The sequence below is a fragment of the Lawsonibacter sp. JLR.KK007 genome, from assembly GCF_036941135.1.
Lineage (GTDB): Bacteria > Bacillota > Clostridia > Oscillospirales > Oscillospiraceae > Lawsonibacter.
In genome coordinates this window covers 940,201-957,347 of sequence record NZ_JAYWSY010000002.1, presented here as the reverse complement: position 1 = coordinate 957,347, position 17,147 = coordinate 940,201, and the positions used below count along the sequence as shown (strand labels likewise).

Here is a 17,147-nt window from a genome sequence, read left to right as displayed (position 1 = left end):
CCGGCGGACAGGGGGAAAGTTGTACAGGAACGTACCACTTTTGCCCCCTGCGGCCCAATAGTGATCCGGCCAACAAAGGAGGGAGCATATTGTTTGTACTTTACGCAAAGAAAAACGGCCTATCGGTCCTGGAGCGGGAGCCGGTCACCAGCGGAGCGATGAACGCCAATGCGGTCCGCTTTGAGTTTTCCCCGGACTGGGACGGCCTGTCCCGCACAGCGGTGTTTCAGTCGGGCAGCCGGGAGGCGTCCGTCCTGCTGGACCGGAGCGGAACCTGCGTGGTCCCCTGGGAGGTGCTGACCCAGCCGGGCCGCTACCTCATTGCCGGCGTGTACGGCAAGCAGGGGGAGGAGCTGGTTCTGCCCACGGTCTGGACGGCCCTGGGGATGGTGTGGGAGGGGACGGAGCCCGGCGAGCCCCCCGCCCCGCCGCCCACTCCAGAGCTGTGGGAACAGCAGCTGGACGCCAAGGGAGACAGCCTGGCCTACACCGACGCCGGAGAGCTGGGGCTGTACGCCGGAAGACGGCTGCTCGCCGCTGTGCCGGCGGAGGGCGGAGCCTATGGCGCGGCCACGGAGGAAGAGGTGGCGGAAATGCTGGACGAAGTATTCGGACACATCTGAAGCAGAAAAAGGAGGAAATGAGCGATGGCTTACAACGAGGAAAAACTGACGAAACTGAGGTCCCTGAAGAGTCTGGCTCAGCGGATCGAGGCGGGCTTTGCCACAAAAGCCGCGCTGAACGCCCTGTCTGAGCGGGTGGACGGGCTGGCGGCGGCGGAGCGGCCCGTCTATCAGAAGGCGGACGCGGTCCCCGGCGCGGAGGAGGCGGAGGACAACGTCCTGTACCTGGTCATGAACGGGAACACCGGCCACTATGACATCTACGCCAAGGTGGGCGGGGAGGTCGTCCTGCTGGACGACACCACGGTGGATCTGTCCGGCTGCGTTATGGCGGAGGATGTGGCCGCCGACGCTGAGGTGCTGGAGATGCTGGCCGAGGTCTTTGGCGGGGAGGCGCTCTGATGGACGGGGCCCTGGTAAAGCTGGCCCATCTGCGCTGGACGGCGGAGCGGTCCCGGACCCTCTCCGCTCAGGTGGCCGCGGCGGCGGCTGAGGCCATCGGGGAGGTGGCCGCCAGCGCCGTCACGGCGGAGCAGCTGTCCGGTGTGGTGAAGGAGGCTGTTCAGGAGGGCATCCGGGAGGCGGCCTCCGGCGGGAGCCTCTCCGGCAAGCCTCTGGACCCGATGGAGGTATACAAAGCCACCCGGCCCGCCGACTGGCTGTCCATGCCTGAGCCCGCCGGCAACGAGATGTACCTGCTGTTTCACATCCCTGACGGCGCGTCCTCCCTGCTGGCCTTTACGGCCACCTGTACCGGTTCGTACACCGTGGCCCTGGGGACGGTGGAGGGCGGGCAGTTCGTTCAGCGCAGCTCCGTTTCGGTGGACTCGGGCGCGAAGTATGAGACGGAGCTGGCGGCGGCGGACTGGACAGACCTCACCTCGGACGGATGCAGGCAGGTCATGATTAAGGTGAGCGGGGCGGAGCTGCTTACCTGGGAGCCGTCTGTACACAGCCGGAAAAGCTCTCCGGCCAGCTTTTCCAACTGGAATATCGTGGAGATTGCCTGCCGCCTTCCGGCGGGGACGAGGCTGTCCTGCGGCCACGCCACCGCGAACCGGGCGCTGTCGAATCTCCGCTATTTCGCATGGTACGGAGAGAACTGCGCGGTGAATTTAAACAGCATGTTTTACTTCTGCCGATCCCTGGCCGCCGTCCTGGCTCTGGACACCAGCAAGGCGGTGGACATGGGGTACCTGTTCTCCAACTGCGCGGCCCTGCTCGCTGTTCCCACCCTGGATATGTCGAAGGTGGAAACAGTGGACCGCATGTTCAACAGCTGCACCGCCATACCGGCGGTCCCGCCGGTGGACACATCCAGGGCGGCGTCACTGGCCCAGCTCTTTGCGGATTGCAGCTCCCTGCGAGAGGTCCCTGCGCTGGATACGTCCCTGGCGACCGATCTGAGCTATCTGTTCAGTAACTGCTTTTCCCTGCAAACGGTGCCGGACCTGGACACCAGGAACGCGGCCTCTATGAGCTATCTGTTCCGGGGCTGCCGGTCCTTGACGTCGGTTCCGAAGCTGGATACGTCGCAGGCGACCAGTATGTCCTACCTGTTCAGCGACTGCTGGTCCTTGACATCGGTGCCGGAGTTGGATATGACAAAGGTGACCTCCGCGAGCTACCTGTTTAGCAACTGCTACTCCCTTTTACGGGTCCCCCGCCTGAAGGGCTACCGGGCGGCTGCGTCGTCTGGGTTCACCAACTGCGGTGTGCTCTCGGAACTCCGGTTCGACCCGGCTGTGTCGGGCTGGGCGGGCTACGCGACCAGCCTCTCCGGCGGCTCGCTCAACCACGACGCTATCGTTGCCCTGCTGGAGAGCCTTCCGTCCATCACCAGCGCAAAGGTGCTGACCCTCACCGGCAACCCCGGCGTGCCGGAGCTGACCGAGGAGGAGAAGGCCATTGCTACTGGAAAGAAATGGATGCTGACACTGTAAGGGAGGTGCAAGCCATGAGCGAGACGATCCTAGTCGCCCTGATCGGGCTGGCGGGTTCCGGGGCGGGAGCCTTTGGTGGCATCCTGGTGTCCTCTAAGCTGACTCAGTACCGGCTGGAGCAGCTGGAGCGGAAGGTGGAGGTCCACAACCAGGTGATCGACCGGGTGTACAAGCTGGAGGAGCGGACCGAGGTCCAGGAGGAGAAGATCAAGGTGGCCAACCGCCGGATCGGCGACCTGGAGAACATCAACAAACCATAACAGGAGGAGCGTACATATGACAACAATCGATTGGAAGCGCAAGCTGAGCAGCCGGAAGCTGTGGGCGGCGGCCGCGGGGATCGTCACCGGGCTGGCCATGGTCTTCGGACTGGACGAGGGCACCATGTCCAGCGTGGCGGGGGCGGTGGTGTCGGCGGCGTCGGTGATCGCCTACATCATCACCGAGGGCAAGGTGGATGCGGAGGGCGTGAAGCGCAATGAATAAGCGGCCTGTCAGCTACCTTCAGACCGATCCCCGGTGGAAGGACCTGCCCTACCAGGTTCCCGGCGAGACGGCCACCATCGGCGGCTCCGGGTGCGGACCTACCGCCGCCGCCATGCTCATCGAGACGCTGACCGGCAAGACCTTTACTCCGGTGGACGCCTGCAAATGGAGCGTGGAACACGGCTACAAGGCCAAGGGGCAGGGGACCTATTACGGCTATTTTGCCCCTCAGTTCGAGGCATTCGGGATCAAGTGCTGGCAGCTCAGCTGGACCAACGTCTACCATAACCCCGCCAGCAAGGTCCACGACCAGGCCCTGGAGTACCTGAAGCAGGGGTACTATCTCATCGCCCTGATGAAGCAGGGGACCTGGACCAGCGGGGGCCACTTCATCGTGGTCTGGTGGGCGGACGGGAAAATCCGCATCAACGATCCGGCCAGCACCATGGACAGCCGGGTGAACGGCGACATCAACACCTTCCGCAACGAGGCGGCCTATTACTGGGTAGTGGACGCCAGGGCATACAATCAGGAGGATGATATCGTGAGTTACGACAAATTCAAAGAGTACATGGATCAGTACCGCCAAGAGCTGGGGGCGGCGGCTCCCGCGCCCTGGGCGGCGCCCTACATCAGCAAGTGCATCGACGCCGGGATCATGAGCGAGATCAACGGCGCCATCGACCGGCCCGGCGACTTCCTCACCCGGCAGGAGGCCGCCGTTATGCACGCCCTGGCGTTGGAGACAGGGAAAACAGCAAAATAACGCACAGAAGCGAGCCAGAGGCGGTTGGTACACGGCCTCTGGCTTTTTGTTTGGCTTGGACTGGGCGGCTTCTGGATTTTCAATTGACAAGTCCGCCATTTTCTGCCATAATGGCTGTGATTTTCCAATACGGAACGAGTTTCGGGCGAACGCCCTGTGATAAGGAGGGTCCATTATGGCTCGCATCAAGTTTTCCACCGATTCCGCCGCCGACATCCCGGTTTCCCTGCGGGAGGAGCTGAACATTCAGGTGCTCCCGTTCCCCATCGCCATGGGGGACAAGGAGTACGCCGACGGCTTTGACTTCACCCCCCAGGAGTTTTATGAGATGCTTCTGGCCGCCCCTCAGATCCCCACCCACGCCCAGCTCAACCCCTATGTGTTTACCGAGCTCTTTGAGACGGCCTGGCAGGAGGGGTACACCGATCTGATCCACACCTCCATCAACTCCAAGGGCTCCGCTACCTGTTCCAACGCCTTTCAGGCCAGGGGCGCCTTCTACCGGGATCACCCGGAGGCGGAGGAGACCTTCCGCATCCACATCATTGACGCCCTGAACTACACCATGGGCTACGGCTGGGCGGTGGTCCAGGGGGCCCGGATGGCCGCCGGCGGCGCTACACCCCAGACGGTGGTGGACTTTATCCAGGACTGGGTGGACCATGTGCAGGTTGTCTTCGTTCCGCTGGACCTGCGCTTCGCCAAAAAGTCGGGCCGGGTATCGGCCGCCGCCGCCTTTGTGGGGGAGGCGCTGGGCCTGAAGCCCATCATGACCTTCGTCAACGGGGAGTCCCGGATTCTGGCCAAGATCCGGGGCGAGAAGGCGGTGACAGCCAAGCTGGTGGACATGTGCAAAAATGAGCGCCGGGAAGGGACCCCTTACCTGCTGATCCAGGGCGGCAATGCCGAGCAGTCGGGGAAACTGCTGGACCTGTGCCGCCAGGAGCTGGGGGAGGAGCCCGCGATGGCCTATCAGATTGGCGGGGTGATCGCCATCAACGCCGGGCCGAATCTCATCGGTGTGATTTACCGCGTATAAGGATCAAAAATTACCGGCCTGGTGCAGGCCGGTAATTTTTACATTTTATTCACCCATTTTGTGCTATTCTGGGGTAGGATACCCTTCATACAATTGGGAAGGGAGCGGTGAAGGATGGAGAACCGGAAGCTTACCTGGGAGCAGCGAGGGGCGCTGTGGCTCCGGCTGGGCATCCGGCTGGTGCTGGCGGCCTTGGCGGTGTGGATGCTGGCGGCGTTTGGACGGCCTCTGCTGTCTCTGTTTGCTCCGTTTCTGTTTGCGCTGATGACCGCCGCGATGCTCAATCCCATGGTGAAGCGGCTGCAGAGGGCGCTGGGCTGGAACCGGCAGGCGGTGACACTGTTCCTCCTGCTGGTGCTGTTCGGACTGCTGGGCGGGGCGCTGGCCCTGCTGGTCTATGCCGCCGCGGGACAGCTGGTGTCCCTGGTGCAGAACTGGAGCGGGCTGCTGGACCAGCTCCAGTCGGTCCTGGACCAGCTGGAGCAGCTGTTTGCCCAGCTGCTCGCACTGGTGCCCCCCCAGGTTACCGAGCTTGTGGAGAAGGCCGGGGAGGACCTGTTCCAGTGGCTGTCTGAGGCGGCGCCCGCCATGCTGGGCAGCCTGGGCATGGAGGCGGGGGAGCGGGCCATGGGCCTGCCCGGCTTCTGCGTGGCGCTGGTGATCTTTGTGATGGCCGCCTTTCTGCTGACGGCGGACTACCCCTACCTCCGCAGCCGGTATGTGCAGCATCTGGATGAGGGGGTGCGCCGCTTCCTGAGCCAGCTGCGCACTACCGCGCTGGGCGCCTTCGGCGGCTATGTCAAGGCGGAGTTTCTCCTGTCGGTGGGGGTGTTCTTCATCCTGCTGGCGGGCTTTTTCCTGATCCGGCAGCCCTATGGACTGCTGCTGGCCCTGGGGCTGGCGGTGATGGATTTTATCCCCATCATCGGGGCGGGCACCGTGATGGTCCCCTGGGCCTTTGTGGCTCTGTTTACCCGGGATTTCACCGGCGCAGTGGAATTGATGGCCATCTGGGGGGTGATCGCCCTGTTCCGCCGGGTGATGGAACCCAAGTTCGTGGGCGACCAGACGGGGCTGTCCCCGATCCTGTCCCTGGTGAGCATCTATGTGGGCATGAAGCTGGCGGGGGTACTGGGGATGGTGTTCGGGCCGGTGGTGGTGCTGGTGATCCTCAACCTGGCCGGGATGGGCATGTTCCGGGGCGTCCGCCTGGACCTGGAGGCCGCCGCCAGGGATATTGCCGCCATCTTGAGCGAGCGGCCCGGCTGACGGCGGCAGTGCAGGACTCCCGTTCATAAAATCACCAAAAACCCCCTGGAATGTTCAAAAAGATAGTTGTTTTTCTTCATGCTTTTTTCATATTTTGGGGGTATGATACCCATAGATCACAGGAATACCTGAAATCCGTTTCGAGAGGAGCGTTTTAGTATGGATGAATTCAACTTTTACAACAGCGAGAACGACGGTTACCGCGGCGGCTTCGGCGGCTACGTGGACCCGGAGCCGGGAATGTCCGGCACTCCCTACAGCACCGGCCCCATGCAGCCCCGGCACAAGAAGGGCGGCGCGGGCAAGTTCATCGCCCTGGTGCTGGCCTGCGCCATCGCCGGCGGCGGCGCGGGGGTGGGCGGGGCCTACCTCTACAACCGCATGGCGGCTTCCTCCAGCTCCACCGTGATCTATGAGGAAGACCGCCCCCAGGTGCGGACCGTGCTCAACACCAACAACGGCCAGCCCATGACCCCGGAGCAGCTCTACGCCGCCAACCTGGCCTCCTGCGTGGGCATCACGGTGAACACCACCCAGAACATCTGGGGCCAGACCACCACCTCCGCCGCCTCGGGCTCGGGCTTCGTCCTCAGCCGGGACGGCTATATCGCCACCAACTACCACGTGATTGAGAGCGCCGTGAAGAACTCCGGCGTCACCATCCAGGTGTCTTTCGCCAACGGTGACAAGTACGACGCCAGGCTGGTGGGGGGCGAGAAGGACAACGACGTGGCCGTTTTGAAGATCGAGGCCGCCGGCCTGACCCCCGTCACCCTGGGCGATTCCTCCAAGCTGGTGGTGGGTGAGGCGGTTTACGCCATCGGCAACCCTCTGGGCGAGCTGACCTACTCCCTCACCGACGGCATCGTCTCCGCCCTGGACCGGCTCATCACCACCGGGGAGAACGGGGACAGCACTACCCTCAACGTCCTCCAGACCAACTGCGCCATCAACCCGGGCAACTCCGGCGGGCCCCTCTTTGACAGCTACGGCAACGTCATCGGCATCACCACCGCCAAGTATACCCAGTCCTCCTCCGGCGTCAGCGCCGAGGGCCTGGGCTTCGCCCTGCCCATCAACGATGTGAAGGAGATTCTGGCCGACCTCATCGAGCACGGCTATGTCACCGGCAAGCCCTACATGGGCGTTCGGGTGGATAATGTCTCCCAGGAGGCTCAACGCTACGGTATCTCTGCCGGCGCGGTTATTGTCTCGGTGGCCGAGGGCTCCTGCGCCCAGAAGGCCGGGCTCCAGGTCAACGACATCATCACCGCTATCGACAGCACCGCCATTGACTCCTCCTCCGCCCTCACCGCCGCCCTCACCACCGGCTATAAGGCGGGGGATACCGCCACCCTCACCGTCATCCGCAATCAGCAGGAGATGAAGCTGACCATCACCTTCGACGAGAAGAACGCCGAGACCGAGGCTAAAAACCCCCAGCAGCAACAGCAGCAGCCCTCCCAGGACAGCCAGGACAACGGGTTCTATTACCAGTGGCCCTTCGGCGGAATGTTCCCCTGGTAAATTTCCTCTTGCAAAAGCAAAAAGAGATATGCTATAATCATGTTGGCGAAAGCCAAACTGATAACGATCCAGTTCACACCCACCGCAAAAAAGCGGCCCTCCGGAAGAGGTTGGAGCTCTCCGGAGGGCCGCTTCTTGCGATGACGGGCTTACTGTTCCCTGCTGCGTCTGTCAAGCCACTTGCTCACACAGTTGGAGACTATGTTCGCTGCAACAGACACGATGAAACTAACGATCCAGTCCATAAACCCACCTCCTCCCGCTGCCGGTGTGGGTGGGGACAGCATATAGATTATAGCAGAATACGACAGAAACGGCAAGACAGAAAGAAATAAGGCGCAAAGGATAGACAATCCCGAAAAAACAGGTATAATATAAAATGACAGATTATATAGAGAGGGATACGATTATGGAAATCAACGGACAAACCGTCAGCGGTACAGCGCGCTACGACGAGATGGGCCTCTCCCCGGAGCTGATGCGGGCCATCGGCCAGAAGGGCTATACAGAGGCCACCCCCATCCAGGCCGGGGCCATCCCCTATTTCATGGACTGGAAGGACGTCATCGCCAAGGCCCCCACCGGGACCGGAAAGACCTTCGCCTTCGGCATCCCCATGGTGGAGCACACCGACCCCGCGTCCACCGACGTCACCGGCCTGGTGCTGGCCCCAACCCGGGAGCTGGCCATCCAGATCCGGGACGAGCTGCGGGACCTGTGCGCCTTCAAGGAAGGGGTGCGGGTGGTGTGCCTCTACGGCGGCCAGCCCATCGGCAGTCAGATCAACCAGCTGAAGAAGAAGCCCCAGATCGTAGTGGCCACCCCCGGGCGGCTGATGGACCACATGAAGCGGCGCACCGTCCGGCTGGACAAGGTGGAGACGGTGGTGCTGGACGAGGCCGACCGGATGCTGGACATGGGCTTCGTTCAGGATGTGACCCGTATTCTGGACACCATGCCCAAGCGGAAGAACCTGGGCATGTTCTCCGCTACCATCTCCCGGGAGGTGCTGGACATCTCCTGGGTCTACCAGCGGGAGCCGGTGGAGATCACCGTCCAGGCCGACCAGGAGAACCGGCCCGACATCGCCCAGTTCCGTCTGGATGTGGACCGGGGGGAGAAGGCGGACATGATGGCCCATCTGCTGGAGATGGGGAACTACGAGCGGGTCATCGCCTTCTGCAACACCAAAAATATGGCCGACCGTCTGGCCGGCCTGCTGGCCATGCGGGGGATTTCCTGCGAGGCCATCCACGGGGACATCACCCAGTCCCTCCGGGAGCACACCCTGAAAAAATTCCGGGACGGCAAGCTCCGGGTGCTGGCCGCCACCGATGTGGCCGCCCGGGGACTGGACATCGACGATGTGGACGCCGTGTTCAATTACGATGTTCCCGATGAGAACGAGTACTACATCCACCGCATTGGCCGCACCGGACGGGCCAAGCGTCACGGCGTGGCCTTCTCCCTGGTGGCCAGCATCAGCGAGGGGCTGAGGCTGGACGACATCGCCAAATGCACCGGCAGTCAGATCCGGGCGGTCCACTTTAATGAAAAGGGCGACCTGGTGGCCGCCGTGGAGCGGTTATGATCAAGCTCAAGCGGTTTTTCGTGCATGTTTTTGCCTGCTTTCTCATTCCGGCCTATACCCTCCTCTTTGCGGGGAGCATGCGGTGGTTCGGTACCAACTTTTCGGTGATCGCGGTCACCGGACCGGACCACTACCGGGGCTTCATCTACTGGGGCGTGCTGGCGGGGGGCTATTTTTTGGTGATGCTCAACGCCCTTGCGGCCGTCCTGCCCGGCTGGCGGGCCGGACTGGCAGTCCGGCTGCTGGCCGCCGCCGCCTGCCTCTGTCTGGCCTACGCCCTGGCCATCCCCTATCTGCCAGAGTATTTTCCAAAATATGCCGCCCTCCATGTGCTGCTGGCCGCGTCCGCCTGCGTACTGTTGATGCTGGCGCTGCTGCTCATCCTTCTGACCCTGCGCCGCCAGGACCCCTTCCGCTGGTCAAAGCCGCTCCGGACGTGGCGGCTCATCACCCTGGGCTGCGGGGCGCTGTTCCTGATCCCCCGGATGGTATCCACCGCACTGGAGGTTTTTTTCACCATTTCTGCCGCGCTGCTGGCCAGACGGATGTGGCTGCTGGCCAAAGCGCAGGAGCCCCCAGGAGGGGCGAAAGGAGGCCCTCATGGGAAAATTTGACGGTCTGCTGCTGGCCAGCGACTTTGACGACACGCTGTACGGTATGGACCTGCGCATCCCGGAGCGCAACCTGGAGGCCCTCCGCTATTTCACCGGGGAGGGCGGATATTTTGCCGTCTCCACCGGACGGGCCCACCGCACCTTCGCCCCCTACGCCCATCTGGTGCCCATGAACGCTCCGGCGGTGCTGTCCAACGGGGCCGCCATCTACGATTTCCAGGCGGACCGGATGCTGGAACAGACCCAGCTGCCCGAGTCCGCTCCCCGGGACCTGGCGGCGGTGATGGCGGAGTTTCCCTCCCTGTCCCTGGAGGTTTACCATGGGGAGGATATCTACGTCTGCCACCCCAACTACATCACCTTTTCCCATCTGAAAAAGGTGAACTGCGACTACACCGAGTGCGAGGTGGCCGGCATGCCCACGCCCTGGGTGAAGGCCCTGTTCCACCAGGAACGGGAGGTGCTCCTCCAGGCCCAGGCCTGGCTGCTGGGGCAGTGGGGGGACCGGTACGAGGCCATCTTCTCCAACCCCCGCTACCTGGAGCTGACCGCCAAGGGCAGCAACAAGGGGGGCGGCGTGGCCCGGGTGGCCGAACTGCTGGGGGTGGCCCCGGAGCACATCTACTGCGTGGGGGACAACCAGAACGATATCCCCATGCTGGAGCTGTCCGCCATCCCCTTCGCCCCCGCCAACTGCGCCCAGGAGGTCAAGGACTGGGGGGCGCGGATTCTCTGCCACTGCAACGATGGCGTGATTGGGGCGATTGTGGAACTTTTGGACGGATTATACTAAAAAACCGCCTTGACAAAAGGGCGGTGAATGGTATAATCAATATAAGGACGCCGCTACAGCGGTCGGCCCCAATTACACTAACTTAACCAAGTTAGCCGCTCGGTGCCAGCCGGGCGGCTAACACGCATCTATGGTCATTACGTACAGTATGATCGCTAAGTACGCCATGATCTGAAGTACAGCGACTATACGCTTTTTCCACATCCGCTTCACCTCCCCCATCCAGGATTTTGCTATGGGGTAATATCGGTGAACCAACCGCCAAATGTAACAGCGTCCTGTCCCCTCCGGTCGAGGGGTAAGACTATTATAGCATAATGGCGTTTTTTGTCAAACAAAGCCGAGGGGATTGCTCCCTTCGGCTTTTATACGTCTATTTTTCCGTGTGTCTTCTCAAATTCGGCGATGTGACGCTTAATGAGTTGTTCGATTTCCCGGTTTTTGGAGCGCAGGTTATATGCGGCGATGTATGTAAGCTTGTCGGAAAGCGTTTTTTCTGTACGCAATGTGAATCGTATAAAATGATTTCCCATACTAAACGAACCTCCTGAATTTGTGGCTTGTACTATTATACAGCGGTTATCAGGCTGATGGGGAAAATGACGAAAATGTGACGCCGCAAAAATGCGGCCCCCGGTGCGAGCCGGGGGCCTTGTCATGCTCACATGTCCATGGCGTCAGCCAGATGGTCGATGGCCTCGTTGACCCGGCGGGCGGCTTTGTGGGCGGTCCGCTTGATCTGGCGGCTGGACGGAGCCATTGTGGCGCCCAGAACGGCGCCCGCAGCCATACCGGCCATAGTGCCCATCAGAAAGGCTCCGGTGTTTTGGCAGCTGTAAGAAGTTCCGCACATGTTTTTTTCCTCTCCTTCCCCGGAGAAATCAAAAGGTTCTCCGCAGAGCTAGTATCTCCTGAAAATTTGAAAAACTCGTTGCTAAATCCTGCATCTTCCGCTATAATTTAATGTCAGGAAGCTATGCGCCGGCAGGCGGGCAGTTTTACAAAAATTACCATGCAATGGCGGAGGAAGCACAATGAAGCTTTTGATCAAAAACGGGCGGGTGGTCCATCCGGTGACGGGGACCGTCCTGCTCCAGGACCTTCTGGCGGAGAATGGCCGGGTGGGCCTGCTGGAGCGCGGCCTGACCTGCGAGGCGGACCGGGTTATTGACGCCTCCGGGCTGATGGTGGCTCCGGGGCTGGTGGACATGCATGTCCACCTCCGCGACCCGGGCCTGACCTATAAGGAGGACATTTTTACCGGATGCGCGGCAGCGGCCCGAGGGGGCGTGACCTCCATGGCCTGTATGGCCAATACCAGCCCGGCGGTGGACTGTCCGGAGCAGGTGAAGTACGTGCTGGACCGGGCCAGGCAGGCCAACGGAGTGGCGGTGTACCCCATTGCGGCGCTGTCCAAGGGACTGCGGGGGGAGGAACCCACAGACGCCGAGGCCCTGAAGGCGGCCGGTGCGGTGGCCCTGTCGGACGATGGCAACAACGTGGACAACGCCAACCTGATGCGGGATGCGCTGATCCGGGCGGGCCAGCTGGAGCTGCCGGTGCTGTGCCACTGTGAGGACACCTCCATGGTAGCGGGCCGGGCGGTGAACGAGGGCAGCGTGTCCCGCCAGCTGTGGCTGGAGGGGCGGCCCGCCATCGCGGAAGAGATCATGGTCATGCGGGATGCCATGCTGGCCGAGGAGACCGGGTCGGCGGTGCATATCTGCCACGTGTCCACCGCCCGGAGCGTGGACATCATCCGCAAGATGAAAAAGAGGGGGGTCCGCATCACTTGCGAGACCTGTCCCCAGTATTTTACCCTCACCGAGGACGAGGTGCTCATCCAGGGGGCGCAGGCCAGAGTCAACCCGCCCCTGCGGACCCAGAAGGACGTGCAGGGCATCGTCGCCGGTCTGAGGGACGGTACCATCGATGTGATCGCCACCGATCACGCCCCCCACTCGGTGGAGGAGAAGACCCGGCCCCTCAGCCGGGCGCCCAGCGGCATGATCGGCCTGGAGACCAGCCTGGCTCTGGCGCTGACTCAGCTGTACCACACCAAAAAGCTGGATCTCCCGGGGATCATCCGCCGCATGTCCACCAACCCCGCCGATATCCTCCGCCTGCCCCGGGGGCACATGTCCATCGGAGCCATCGCTGATCTGGTCATCTTCGACCCCGACGAGACCTGGACCGTGGACCCGCTGCTGTTTGCCTCCAAGGCTCGGAACACCCCCTTTGCCGGGCGGACCGTCAAGGGCCGGGTGAAGTACACCATCGCCAGGGGCGAGGTCATCTACCAGGACGGCTGAAGAAAGGAACGAAATTATGTCATTTGACGTATTACAGGATAAGATCCGAGCCATGAAGAATCCCACCGTGGCCGGGCTGGACGCCCGCATCGAATACGTGCCCGAGCACATCCGCCGGGCGGCCTTTGAGGAGTACGGAGCGGGCCTGAAGGGGGCCGCCGAGGCCATCTGGCAGTTTAACACGGGGCTGATCGACGCGCTGTGCGAGGTCGTTCCGGCGGTGAAGCCCCAGGCGGCCTACTACGAGAACCTGGGCTGGCAGGGGATGGAGGTGCTGGAGCGCACCATCCGCTACGCCCAGGAAAAGGGCCTCTTTGTCATCGCTGACATCAAGCGGGGGGACATCGGTTCCACTGCCGCCGCCTACGCCGAGGGATGGCTGTCCGGGGCCAAGATCGAGGGGCAGATATTCAAGTCCTTCGACGCCGACTGCGTCACCCTCAACGGCTACATGGGCTCCGACTCCATCAAGCCCTTCCTGGAGGCGGCCAGGGGGGAGGACAAGTGCGTCTTCGTGCTGGTGAAGACCTCCAATCCCGGCTCCGGAGAGCTGCAGGATATTGTGGCCGGGGACCGGCTGGTCTATCAGGTGATGGGGGATCTGAACGAGCGCCTCGCCGCCGGCACCGAGGGCAAATACGGCTACACCATGGCCGGGGCGGTCACCGGGGCCACATATCCGTCGGACATCCGCGCTTTGAGGAAACGTCTGGAAAAGACCTTCTTCCTGGTGCCTGGTTACGGGGCCCAGGGGGGGACGGCGGATGATGTGCGGTACGCCTTCGACAAGTACGGCCACGGGGCCATTGTCAACTCCTCCCGGGGCATCCTGTGCGCCTGGCAGAAGACGGGCGGGGACGGACACGACTTCGCCGAAGCGGCCCGCAACGCCGCCCTCGCCATGCGGGACGACATCCGGCAGTTTGTGACCATTGTGTAAGGGGTGAACGCATGAAGGTAGAACACGCATGCAGCATCATCGCCCGGGAACAGCTGACCCCGGACACCGTCTCCATGACTCTGGCGGTGGGGGACATGGTCAGCTCCGCCATTACCAATACCGGGCGGCCCATTCACCCCGGACAGTTTATCCACATCAAATGCGGGGAGGGCCTGCTGCTTCGCCGGCCCATCTCCATCCAGTCCTGGCTGGGGACCCGGATGGGGGGGACCATCACCGTTGTCTTTGAGGCGAAGGGGGAGGGTACCCGCTGGCTGGCCCGGCGTCAGGTGGGGGACACTCTGGACGTGCTGGGCCCCTTGGGGAACGGATTCCGGACCACTCCCGGACCCTACCTGCTGGTGGGGGGCGGCATCGGCGTGCCGCCGCTCCACGCCTGTGCCTGCTACACCGGCTGTTCCTCCACCGCCGTTTTGGGCTTCCGCTCCAAGGACCGGGCCATCCTGCTGGACGAGTTTGACAGCGAGTGCATCGACGTTCAAATTGCCACCGACGACGGCTCCCTGGGCTATCACGGCTTTGTGGACGCACTGGTGCGTCAGGAGTTGGAGAAGAAGCACCACTATCAGGGAATCCTGGCCTGCGGGCCCAAGCCCATGCTGAAAAATGTTGCGAATGTGGCCGCCGAGTTTAATGTCCCCTGCCAGGTGTCCATGGAGGAGCGGATGGGCTGCGGCGTGGGGGCCTGTCTGGTATGCGCCGTGGCCATGAAGGACGGCACGGTAAAGCACGTCTGCAAGGACGGCCCGGTATTTGACGCTCAGGAGGTGGACTGGGATGCCTGACGTGAACATGCAGGTGGAGCTGGCGGGGGTGACGCTGAAAAATCCCGTAGTTGTGGCCTCGGGAACCTTCGGCTTTGGCCGGGAGTACAGCCAATTTTACGACCTGGGGGAGCTGGGCGGCATCTGTGCCAAGGGGCTGACCCTCCACCCCCGAAACGGCAACCCCGCCCCCCGTATTGCCGAGACCCCTATGGGCATCCTCAACTCGGTGGGGCTGGAAAATCCCGGCGTGGACGCCTTTATCAAGGAGGAGCTGCCCTTCCTGCGGGGGGAGGGCCTGCCCTACAAAAAGCGGTTTGAGACCAAAATTATCGCCAACATCTCCGGAAACACTCCGGAGGAGTACGGCATCATGTGTGAAAAGCTGGCGGAGGCCGGGGTGGATATGATCGAGGTGAACATCTCCTGCCCCAATGTGAAGGCGGGGGGGCTGGCCTACGGCACCCGGCCCGAGCTGGCCGCCGAGGTGACCGAGACGGCAAAAAAGCACGCCGGAGGCGTGCCTGTGATGGTAAAGCTGTCCCCCAACGTGACGGATATCACCGAGATTGCCCGGGCGGTGGAGGGGGCGGGGGCGGACGCTTTGTCCCTCATCAACACCCTCCGGGGGATGCGTATTGACGTCAACACCCGCCGCCCCGTTTTGAAGATGAACACCGGAGGGCTGTCCGGCCCCGCCGTGCTGCCGGTGGCGGTGCGGATGGTGTGGGAGGCGGCCCAGGCGGTGAAGCTGCCCATCCTGGGCATGGGGGGCGTGTCCAAGGGAACGGATGCCGCCCAGCTGATGCTGGCGGGGGCCTCCGCCGTGGCAGTGGGCACCGCCCTGTTTGCCGACCCCTTCGCCCCCCTGAAGGTCCGGGACGAATTGGCCGGCCTGGCCGCCCGGCAGGGGCTGGCGTCGGTTTCGGAGCTGACCGGAGGGGTGCGCCCCTGGTGAAAAGGAGGAGAGTTCCATGCTGGAGCATGTGATCGAGCTGTGCCTGCCCACCATTATCTCCGCCTGCGAGCTGATGGGTATTTTCGTGGTGGCGGTTACCGCGCTGCACGCCTTCTGGCTGTACTGCGTGGGGATGGTCACCCGCCAGCCCCGGAACATCAAGTTTTATTTGGCCGACGGCCTGGCTACCAGTCTGGAATTTAAAATGGCCGCCGAGATTTTGAAGACCGTCCTGGTCCGGACGCTGAACGAGCTGATGGTGCTGGGCGCGGTGATTTTGCTGCGGGCGCTGCTGTCTTTGCTGATCCACATCGAGATGAAGGGGGAGCGGCAGGAGCGGCTATCGAAGGAACAGGAGGACTGATATGACCACGATTTATCTCATCCGCCACGCCGAGGCGGAGGGCAATCTCTACCGCCGGGTCCATGGCTGGTACGACTCCCTGATTACCGAAAACGGCTACCGGCAGATCGCCGCTTTAGAGGAGCGTTTCCGGGATATCCACATCGACGCGGTGTACTCCAGCGACCTGTTCCGCACCCGGACCACCGCCCGGGCCATTTACCGCTCCAAAAACCTCCCCCTGCGCACCCACCCCGGCCTGCGGGAGCTGAATCTGGGGGAGTGGGAGGACCGGACCTTTGGAGCTGTGCGCCACAGCGACCCCCGGCAGATGGACCTGTTCAACCGCACTGACCCGGCTTGGGAGGTGGAGAAGGCGGAGAACTTTTTCCAGCTGGGGGACCGGCTGTATGAGACGGTGGGCCGTCTGGCAGGGCGGCATCCCGACCAGAGCGTGGCGATGTTCAGCCATGGCATGGCCATCCGTCAGTTCCTGGGCAGGGTGAAAAATATCCCGCCGGAGGAGTGGCACGCCATGCCCCATGGGGACAACACGGCGGTGACCTGTCTCACCTTCGACGGGGAGAAGTTTACCATTCAGTTTGAGATGGACAACTCCCACCTGCCCGAGGACATCTCCACCCTGGCCCGCCAGTCCTGGTGGCGGAAGGACAAAAAGACGGCGGCGGACGTGAACCTGTGGGCGGATATCCCCGTTAAAACCTGGTCCCAAGATCAGGAGCTGTACCTGAAGCTGTGGCGGGAGGTCTGTCCCGGCGTGGAGGACGCGCTCCTTCTGGCCGAGGCGGAGGAGCTGTGGAACCGCTGGCCCTGCGGCATGTGGAACATCAACATCTTCCACGCGGGGGAGCGGCCCATAGGCGTGATCCTCTATGACGACCGGTGCAACACAAAGAGAACGGGGTACATCAAATTTCTGTCCCTTCTTCCGGAGGACCGGGGCAGAGGGCTGGGAATCCAGCTCATTGGGGCGGCGGTGTCTATGCACCGCAACAGTGGCCGGGACCGCCTGCGCCTCCACTGCCCGGCGGACAACGACCGGGCCCGGCGGTTTTTTGAGAAGTATGGCTTTAAAAAGATCGGAGAGGGCCCGGAGGGGGACCTGCTGGAAAAATATATTGGGTTTGAGTGGTAGCA

General features: G+C 62.6%; 20 protein-coding genes. 18 read left to right on the top strand and 2 right to left on the bottom strand.

What is annotated here, in order from left to right:
• The first annotated feature begins 89 nt into the window (after nucleotides 1–89).
• From VV088_RS14640 to VV088_RS14585, 12 genes are all read left to right on the top strand, one after another.
• Entirely contained in the window at nucleotides 90–623 is a 534-nt protein-coding gene (locus VV088_RS14640; RefSeq protein ID WP_334601433.1) for a hypothetical protein, read from the top strand.
• Nucleotides 624–647: 24 nt separating this feature from the next.
• The gene (locus VV088_RS14635) at nucleotides 648–1,025 is read left to right on the top strand and encodes a hypothetical protein (RefSeq protein WP_334599755.1); all 378 of its coding nucleotides are present in this window, start codon (nucleotides 648–650) and stop codon (nucleotides 1,023–1,025) included.
• A complete protein-coding gene (locus VV088_RS14630; RefSeq protein WP_334601432.1) occupies nucleotides 1,025–2,566 on the top strand; it encodes a BspA family leucine-rich repeat surface protein in 1,542 nt (513 codons plus the stop codon). Before VV088_RS14635 ends, VV088_RS14630 begins: the two co-directional genes overlap by 1 nt.
• 14 nt (nucleotides 2,567–2,580) lie before the next feature.
• Nucleotides 2,581–2,826 (top strand): hypothetical protein, encoded by a 246-nt coding sequence (locus VV088_RS14625; RefSeq protein ID WP_334601430.1) that lies wholly within the window; start codon nucleotides 2,581–2,583, stop codon nucleotides 2,824–2,826.
• A 16-nt stretch (nucleotides 2,827–2,842) separates the two neighbouring features.
• Nucleotides 2,843–3,052 (top strand): hypothetical protein, encoded by a 210-nt coding sequence (locus VV088_RS14620; protein WP_334601429.1) that lies wholly within the window; start codon nucleotides 2,843–2,845, stop codon nucleotides 3,050–3,052.
• A complete protein-coding gene (locus tag VV088_RS14615; protein ID WP_334601428.1) occupies nucleotides 3,045–3,818 on the top strand; it encodes a C39 family peptidase in 774 nt (257 codons plus the stop codon). The genes VV088_RS14620 and VV088_RS14615 overlap by 8 nt, the downstream gene beginning before the upstream one ends.
• A gap of 175 nt (nucleotides 3,819–3,993) precedes the next feature.
• Nucleotides 3,994–4,857 carry a DegV family protein gene (locus VV088_RS14610; protein WP_334601427.1) on the top strand — a complete coding sequence of 288 codons (864 nt, stop codon included), beginning with the start codon at nucleotides 3,994–3,996 and terminating at the stop codon, nucleotides 4,855–4,857.
• A 114-nt stretch (nucleotides 4,858–4,971) separates the two neighbouring features.
• Nucleotides 4,972–6,126: a sporulation integral membrane protein YtvI gene (ytvI, locus tag VV088_RS14605; RefSeq protein WP_334601426.1), complete on the top strand. Its 1,155-nt coding sequence runs from the start codon at nucleotides 4,972–4,974 to the stop codon at nucleotides 6,124–6,126.
• A 159-nt stretch (nucleotides 6,127–6,285) separates the two neighbouring features.
• Nucleotides 6,286–7,653 (top strand): S1C family serine protease, encoded by a 1,368-nt coding sequence (locus VV088_RS14600; RefSeq protein ID WP_334601425.1) that lies wholly within the window; start codon nucleotides 6,286–6,288, stop codon nucleotides 7,651–7,653.
• A 409-nt stretch (nucleotides 7,654–8,062) separates the two neighbouring features.
• A complete protein-coding gene (locus VV088_RS14595; protein WP_334601424.1) occupies nucleotides 8,063–9,244 on the top strand; it encodes a DEAD/DEAH box helicase in 1,182 nt (393 codons plus the stop codon).
• Complete coding sequence (locus tag VV088_RS14590; protein WP_334601423.1) at nucleotides 9,241–9,858, top strand: hypothetical protein; 618 nt, start codon at nucleotides 9,241–9,243, stop codon at nucleotides 9,856–9,858. Before VV088_RS14595 ends, VV088_RS14590 begins: the two co-directional genes overlap by 4 nt.
• Nucleotides 9,845–10,651 (top strand): HAD-IIB family hydrolase, encoded by an 807-nt coding sequence (locus tag VV088_RS14585; RefSeq protein ID WP_334601422.1) that lies wholly within the window; start codon nucleotides 9,845–9,847, stop codon nucleotides 10,649–10,651. Before VV088_RS14590 ends, VV088_RS14585 begins: the two co-directional genes overlap by 14 nt.
• A gap of 365 nt (nucleotides 10,652–11,016) precedes the next feature.
• Here VV088_RS14585 and VV088_RS14580 read toward each other — a convergent pair whose 3' ends face one another.
• Complete coding sequence (locus tag VV088_RS14580) at nucleotides 11,017–11,184, bottom strand: hypothetical protein (protein ID WP_334601421.1); 168 nt, start codon at nucleotides 11,182–11,184, stop codon at nucleotides 11,017–11,019.
• Between the two features lie 128 nt (nucleotides 11,185–11,312).
• On the bottom strand, nucleotides 11,313–11,504 hold the full coding sequence (locus tag VV088_RS14575) for a hypothetical protein (protein WP_334601419.1): 192 nt from the start codon (nucleotides 11,502–11,504) through the stop codon (nucleotides 11,313–11,315).
• Between the two features lie 181 nt (nucleotides 11,505–11,685).
• Between VV088_RS14575 and VV088_RS14570 the strand changes: the two genes are divergently transcribed.
• Genes VV088_RS14570 through VV088_RS14545 form a run of 6 tightly spaced genes read left to right on the top strand, consistent with a single transcriptional unit; the run spans nucleotide 11,686 to nucleotide 17,145 of the window.
• Nucleotides 11,686–12,963 carry a dihydroorotase gene (locus VV088_RS14570; RefSeq protein WP_334601418.1) on the top strand — a complete coding sequence of 426 codons (1,278 nt, stop codon included), beginning with the start codon at nucleotides 11,686–11,688 and terminating at the stop codon, nucleotides 12,961–12,963.
• A 16-nt stretch (nucleotides 12,964–12,979) separates the two neighbouring features.
• Complete coding sequence (gene pyrF, locus VV088_RS14565; RefSeq protein ID WP_334601417.1) at nucleotides 12,980–13,903, top strand: orotidine-5'-phosphate decarboxylase; 924 nt, start codon at nucleotides 12,980–12,982, stop codon at nucleotides 13,901–13,903.
• 11 nt (nucleotides 13,904–13,914) lie between these two features.
• Entirely contained in the window at nucleotides 13,915–14,709 is a 795-nt protein-coding gene (locus tag VV088_RS14560) for a dihydroorotate dehydrogenase electron transfer subunit (RefSeq protein WP_334601416.1), read from the top strand.
• The gene (locus VV088_RS14555; RefSeq protein ID WP_334601415.1) at nucleotides 14,702–15,646 is read left to right on the top strand and encodes a dihydroorotate dehydrogenase; all 945 of its coding nucleotides are present in this window, start codon (nucleotides 14,702–14,704) and stop codon (nucleotides 15,644–15,646) included. The genes VV088_RS14560 and VV088_RS14555 overlap by 8 nt, the downstream gene beginning before the upstream one ends.
• Before the next feature lie 16 nt (nucleotides 15,647–15,662).
• Nucleotides 15,663–16,010, top strand: a complete 348-nt coding sequence (locus tag VV088_RS14550) for a DUF1622 domain-containing protein (RefSeq protein WP_334601414.1) — start codon at nucleotides 15,663–15,665, stop codon at nucleotides 16,008–16,010.
• Between the two features lies 1 nt (nucleotide 16,011).
• Nucleotides 16,012–17,145: a bifunctional histidine phosphatase family protein/GNAT family N-acetyltransferase gene (locus VV088_RS14545; protein ID WP_334601413.1), complete on the top strand. Its 1,134-nt coding sequence runs from the start codon at nucleotides 16,012–16,014 to the stop codon at nucleotides 17,143–17,145.
• Nucleotides 17,146–17,147 lie beyond the last annotated feature (2 nt).

Coding starts and splice junctions, on each gene's coding strand:
- VV088_RS14635 (WP_334599755.1), top strand. CDS start 648: ATGGCTTACAACGAGGAAAAACTGACGAAACTGAGGTCCCTGAAGAGT.
- VV088_RS14630 (WP_334601432.1), top strand. CDS start 1,025: ATGGACGGGGCCCTGGTAAAGCTGGCCCATCTGCGCTGGACGGCGGAG.
- VV088_RS14625 (WP_334601430.1), top strand. CDS start 2,581: ATGAGCGAGACGATCCTAGTCGCCCTGATCGGGCTGGCGGGTTCCGGG.
- VV088_RS14620 (WP_334601429.1), top strand. CDS start 2,843: ATGACAACAATCGATTGGAAGCGCAAGCTGAGCAGCCGGAAGCTGTGG.
- VV088_RS14615 (WP_334601428.1), top strand. CDS start 3,045: ATGAATAAGCGGCCTGTCAGCTACCTTCAGACCGATCCCCGGTGGAAG.
- VV088_RS14610 (WP_334601427.1), top strand. CDS start 3,994: ATGGCTCGCATCAAGTTTTCCACCGATTCCGCCGCCGACATCCCGGTT.
- ytvI (WP_334601426.1), top strand. CDS start 4,972: ATGGAGAACCGGAAGCTTACCTGGGAGCAGCGAGGGGCGCTGTGGCTC.
- VV088_RS14600 (WP_334601425.1), top strand. CDS start 6,286: ATGGATGAATTCAACTTTTACAACAGCGAGAACGACGGTTACCGCGGC.
- VV088_RS14595 (WP_334601424.1), top strand. CDS start 8,063: ATGGAAATCAACGGACAAACCGTCAGCGGTACAGCGCGCTACGACGAG.
- VV088_RS14590 (WP_334601423.1), top strand. CDS start 9,241: ATGATCAAGCTCAAGCGGTTTTTCGTGCATGTTTTTGCCTGCTTTCTC.
- VV088_RS14585 (WP_334601422.1), top strand. CDS start 9,845: ATGGGAAAATTTGACGGTCTGCTGCTGGCCAGCGACTTTGACGACACG.
- VV088_RS14580 (WP_334601421.1), bottom strand. CDS start 11,184: ATGGGAAATCATTTTATACGATTCACATTGCGTACAGAAAAAACGCTT.
- VV088_RS14575 (WP_334601419.1), bottom strand. CDS start 11,504: ATGTGCGGAACTTCTTACAGCTGCCAAAACACCGGAGCCTTTCTGATG.
- VV088_RS14570 (WP_334601418.1), top strand. CDS start 11,686: ATGAAGCTTTTGATCAAAAACGGGCGGGTGGTCCATCCGGTGACGGGG.
- pyrF (WP_334601417.1), top strand. CDS start 12,980: ATGTCATTTGACGTATTACAGGATAAGATCCGAGCCATGAAGAATCCC.
- VV088_RS14560 (WP_334601416.1), top strand. CDS start 13,915: ATGAAGGTAGAACACGCATGCAGCATCATCGCCCGGGAACAGCTGACC.
- VV088_RS14555 (WP_334601415.1), top strand. CDS start 14,702: ATGCCTGACGTGAACATGCAGGTGGAGCTGGCGGGGGTGACGCTGAAA.
- VV088_RS14550 (WP_334601414.1), top strand. CDS start 15,663: ATGCTGGAGCATGTGATCGAGCTGTGCCTGCCCACCATTATCTCCGCC.
- VV088_RS14545 (WP_334601413.1), top strand. CDS start 16,012: ATGACCACGATTTATCTCATCCGCCACGCCGAGGCGGAGGGCAATCTC.